This is a genomic window from Halomonas sp. BM-2019, assembly GCF_017584085.1.
In genome coordinates this window covers 832483-836722 of record NZ_CP071922.1, presented here as the reverse complement: position 1 = coordinate 836722, position 4240 = coordinate 832483, and the positions used below count along the sequence as shown (strand labels likewise).

The window sequence follows — 4240 nt, the reverse complement described above, 5'->3', positions numbered from 1 at the left end:
GAGTAAGGGGCAAGGAGCGAGGAGCAAGGAGCAAGGAGCAAGGAGCAAGAAGCAAGAAGCAAGGAGCAAGGAGCAAGGAGCAAGGAACGAGGGGCGAGGGGCGGAAGGATGAAGCACCTGTGGGAGCTCGGGTACTCCCGAGCGAATGGCGCCGACAGGCGCCCCAGCGGTGTTGCCCGTGTCAGAGCCTACCGCCCAGCAGGCCGTCGGCGCCATTCGTCAAAGCGCCGAACTGCGAGCAACGCCCAGCTCCCACAAGACGTCAGCCGAAGGCCTGGGACGGCATGATCGCCTCCACGTGCATCACCAGCTCCTCGAGGAGCTGGCGCTCGCGGTCGCCGAGCTCGACCTGGTTGAGCCGCTCGATCTCCCGGGCAAAGCCCTTGAGGGTCAGGCCGGCCACCGCCGCATCGTTCATGCGCGCCCAGCGGTAAGCCTCCCACTGCTCGCGCTCCGGGCCCTCCAGGGTCTCCGGATAGCTGCGCGCCCGGTAGCGGAACAGCATCTCCTCCAGGCGCGGGTCCTGGAAGGCGAAGCGCGCCCCCACCAGGTCCCAGGGGTCGGCGTCGCGCACCCGCTGCATCTGCTGGCGATCCGCCGGCGAGAAGAAGCCGCCGCCGTAGAGCATCAGATCGGGGTCCTCGGGGCCGACCGGTGGCGGGGCGGCGAACACCTCGCTCACCCGGGCCGCCACCTCGGGACGCTGGGCGAGCCGCTTCCAGTGGGCACGACAGGCGTCAACGTCGAGGCCCAGGCGCGCGACGATCTCACCGTACTCGCCCTTGTTCGGCCCCTCCACATCCTTCAGCGCGCCGGCCGGGAAGAGCACCGGGCACTTGTTGATATGAATGACCTTGAGGGGGATGCGCTCGGCACCCTCGGCCAGGTCGTCGTTACTGACGAAGACCCGCTGGCGGATCTGCTCGGCGCTGAGGTCGAGCAGTGCCGCCGGGTCCACCGAGAGATCGTAGACGATCACCCCGTTGGGGTTGGTGGGGTGCTCGGCCAGGGGCACCACCAGGGCGGCACAGCCGCGGCTGGCCGGGTAGCGGCGCGAGATGTGCAGCACCGGCTTGCGCCCCGGCAGGTCGAGCAGCCGGGCCACGGCGCGCTTGCCGCGCAGGCCCAGCAGATAGTCGAAGAGCCGGGGATTGGCCTCGCGCAGCCGCTTGGCCAGGGCGATGGTGGCACGCACATCGGCCAGGGCATCGTGGGCGCCCTGGTGGGCGATGCCGTTGGCGGCAGTGAGCTCCTCGAGGCGGAAGCTCGGGGCCCCATCCTCGCGTCGCGGCCACTCGAGGCCCGCCGGACGCAGGGCGTGGAAGGCGCGCACCACGTCGATCAGGTCCCAGCGGGAGTTGCCGTTCTGCCACTCCCGGGCATAGGGGTCGAGCAGGTTGCGGTAGAAGAGGTGGCGGGTCACCTCGTCGTCGAAACGCAGGCTGTTGTAGCCCAGCACGCAGGTGCCGGGCGTGCTCATCAACGCCTCGATGTGACCAGCGAACTCCGCTTCGGGAAGGCCACGGCGCCGCGCCTGCTGGGGCGTGATGCCGGTGATCAGGCAGGCCTGGGGGTGGGGCAGGTAGTCGTCCGCGGGCTTGCAGAACCACTCCACCGGCTCGCCGATCTCGTTGAAGTCGGCGTCGGTGCGAATCGCCGCGAACTGGGCCGGGCGGTCACGGCGCGGATCGGCGCCGAAGGTCTCGTAGTCGTGCCACAGGAAGGTCAGCGGGGCAGCGGGCGGCGCCATGGATGGGCTCTCCGACGGATCAGGGTCTGGGGAGGCCACAGCCTAGCACAGCACCGCGCCCCTCTCAGCCGGGCGAGCCCTTGGGCAGGGTGACGTTGAGCTCCAGCACCGAGCAGTTGTCCTCGCTGTCCAGGCTGATGTTGATGGCGTCGTCGTCCACCTGGACGTAGCGGCGGATCACCTCCAGCAGCTCCTTCTCGAGCAGCGGCATGTAGTCGGGCTGCCCGCGCTGGCTGCGCTGGTGCGCGACAATGATCTGCAGCCGCTCCTTGGCGACCGACGCGGACTTCTTGCGCTCTCGCTTCAGGAATTCAAGCAGTTTCACCGGCGAACACCTCCAAACATACGGCTCAGCAGGCTCTTCTTCTGGTACTCGTGGAAGCGCAGCGGCACGTCCTCGCCGAGTAGGCGTGCCACCGTATCAGTGTAGGCCTGACCGGCATCGCTGCCAGCGTCGTGGGTCACGGGCACCCCCTGGTTGGAGGCGCGCAGCACCGCCTCGGACTCCGGGATCAGGCCGATCAGGTCGATGGCCAGGATCTCGCGGATGTCCTCGAGGTTGAGCATGTCGCCCACGTCGACCCGCTCCGGGTTGTAGCGGGTGATCAGCAGGTGCTCCCTGATCGGCTCGTCGCCGCGCTCGGCGCGACGGGTCTTGGATGCCAGCAGGCCGAGGATGCGGTCGGAGTCGCGCACCGAGGAGACCTCCGGGTTGGTGACCACGATCGCCTCGTCGGCGAAGTACATGGCCAGCTGGGCGCCGCGCTCGATGCCCGCCGGGGAGTCACAGAGGATGTAGTCGAAGTCCTTGCCCAGGGTCTCCAGCACCTTCTCGACGCCTTCCAGGGTCAGGGCCTCCTTGTCGCGGGTCTGGGAGGCCGGGAGGATGTGCAGATTGTCGACTCGCTTGTCGCGGATCAACGCCTGGCTGAGCCCGGCTTCGCCCTGGATGACGTTGACCAGGTCGTAGACCACGCGGCGCTCGCAGCCCATGATCAGGTCCAGGTTGCGCAGCCCCACGTCGAAGTCGATGACCACGGTCTTGTTGCCGCGCAGCGCCAGGCCGGTGGCGATGGCTGCCGCGCTGGTTGTCTTGCCGACGCCTCCCTTGCCGGAGGTCACAACGATGATCTTGGCCAAGAGTCGCTTCCTGTCTGTCATTAAATGGTGTTGGGGTGACACGCTCGTCCAGGCCGCCTCAGGTCAGCGAGGTGATGCCGAGCTGGTCACCGTCGAGGCGCACCTGAACCGACGTGCCCAGCAGGCGCGGGTCGATGTCCTCGAGTCGCTTGTAGTTGCCGGCCACCGAGAGCAGTTCGGCGCGGAGTTCACGGCAGAAGATGCCGGCCAGCGGATCGCCATGGATGCCGGCCAGGGCACGCCCGCGCAGGGCACCGTAGACGTGCACGCTGCCGGCGGCCAGCACCTCGGCGCCGGCATTGACCGAGCCGATCACCACCAGGTCGCCCTCCGGGGCGGTCACCTGCTGCCCGGAGCGAACCGTGCCGCGAAAGATCCGCCCACCGCTGGCCACGCCCGGCGGCGACGCCAGGGGCCCCTCGGGCTCGATGTGCTCCTCGGCTTCCACGGGCGGCACGCTCTCCAGCGGCCGGGGGCGACTCGCCTCCAGGGGCGGGAACCAGCCCAGCCCCAGCGCCCAGGCGGACTGCTTGACCGGGTCGGCGCCGCCGCGCACCGCCACGGGCAACAGCTTGTGAGCCCGGCACACCGCACAGATCTGCTCGAGCGCCAGGTGCGGCTCGTCGAGCTTCTCGACGCTGAGTACCACCGGGGTATGCTGAAAGAAGGCCGGGGACTGGCTGAGCTTGCCGGCGAGCTGATCGCGAATCCGCCCGGGGTCGGCGCTGGCCAGTTCCATGACCGTCATCGGCAGCATGCCGCCCTTGAAGGTGAAGGCCGCGCCATCCCTGTCCACGTTGAGGCTCATTGCCGAACTCCACATCGGTGTTGGTCGGGGTACGAAATCAAAGCTAAGCGAGTGCCGCCCCCCCTGCAACTGATCATACGCCCAGCGACGGGCCCCTGTCAGTGTCTCCAGACGGCCACAGAGCGGGCTTTTCCCCAGCGGCACCGCGTGCTTAGATACTCTCACCGGTACTCTAACACCTTAGGCGGATCCCGGGCTGGCCCATCGCCCGACAGCCTAGCCCGACCCCTCATCCGACAACAACAGGACGGCGCGTCCCGGTGCGTGATGCGCCCCACATCAGGATCGCCCATGTCCGAACTCCTTCGTCGACTCTTCCCCCCCCGCTGGCGGCATTCCGACCCTCGGGTGCGCCGCCAGGCCATTGCCCGCCTCGACCTCTCCCGCGAGGAGCACCGCCGGGCCCTGGAACACCTGGCCCGAGACGAGGACCCCGACGTGCGCACCGCGGCGCTTGCGCGCCTCGACGATCCCGAGCGCCTGCTCGCCCTGCTTGCCGAGGGAGAGGCCTCGCGGGAGCTCTCCCGCCAGCTGGTCGCCCT

General features: G+C 68.8%; 5 protein-coding genes. 1 reads left to right on the top strand and 4 read right to left on the bottom strand.

The annotated features are described in order from the left end of the window. Positions 1 to 262: 262 nt before the first annotated feature. The 4 genes from sbcB to minC all read right to left on the bottom strand — a co-directional run bounded on the left by sbcB (position 263) and on the right by minC (position 3698). On the bottom strand, positions 263 to 1750 hold the full coding sequence (gene sbcB / locus J5F18_RS04295; RefSeq protein WP_346301089.1) for an exodeoxyribonuclease I: 1488 nt from the start codon (positions 1748 to 1750) through the stop codon (positions 263 to 265). A 64-nt stretch (positions 1751 to 1814) separates the two neighbouring features. Next, positions 1815 to 2075: a cell division topological specificity factor MinE gene (gene minE, locus J5F18_RS04290; RefSeq protein WP_253448374.1), complete on the bottom strand. Its 261-nt coding sequence runs from the start codon at positions 2073 to 2075 to the stop codon at positions 1815 to 1817. Next, positions 2072 to 2890 (bottom strand): septum site-determining protein MinD, encoded by an 819-nt coding sequence (gene minD, locus J5F18_RS04285; RefSeq protein WP_346301088.1) that lies wholly within the window; start codon positions 2888 to 2890, stop codon positions 2072 to 2074. Before minD ends, minE begins: the two co-directional genes overlap by 4 nt. Positions 2891 to 2948: 58 nt before the next feature. Then, positions 2949 to 3698 (bottom strand): septum site-determining protein MinC, encoded by a 750-nt coding sequence (minC, locus tag J5F18_RS04280; RefSeq protein WP_346301087.1) that lies wholly within the window; start codon positions 3696 to 3698, stop codon positions 2949 to 2951. Positions 3699 to 3989: 291 nt separating this feature from the next. Here minC and J5F18_RS04275 point away from each other — a divergent pair. Then, the coding region (locus tag J5F18_RS04275; protein WP_346302173.1) for a hypothetical protein at positions 3990 to 4240 on the top strand (251 nt) is incomplete at its 3' end.

Bases quoted from the DNA above. Each gene is read 5' to 3' on its own strand.
- sbcB (WP_346301089.1), bottom strand. From the start codon at position 1,750: ATGGCGCCGCCCGCTGCCCCGCTGACCTTCCTGTGGCACGACTACGAG.
- minC (WP_346301087.1), bottom strand. From the start codon at position 3,698: ATGAGCCTCAACGTGGACAGGGATGGCGCGGCCTTCACCTTCAAGGGC.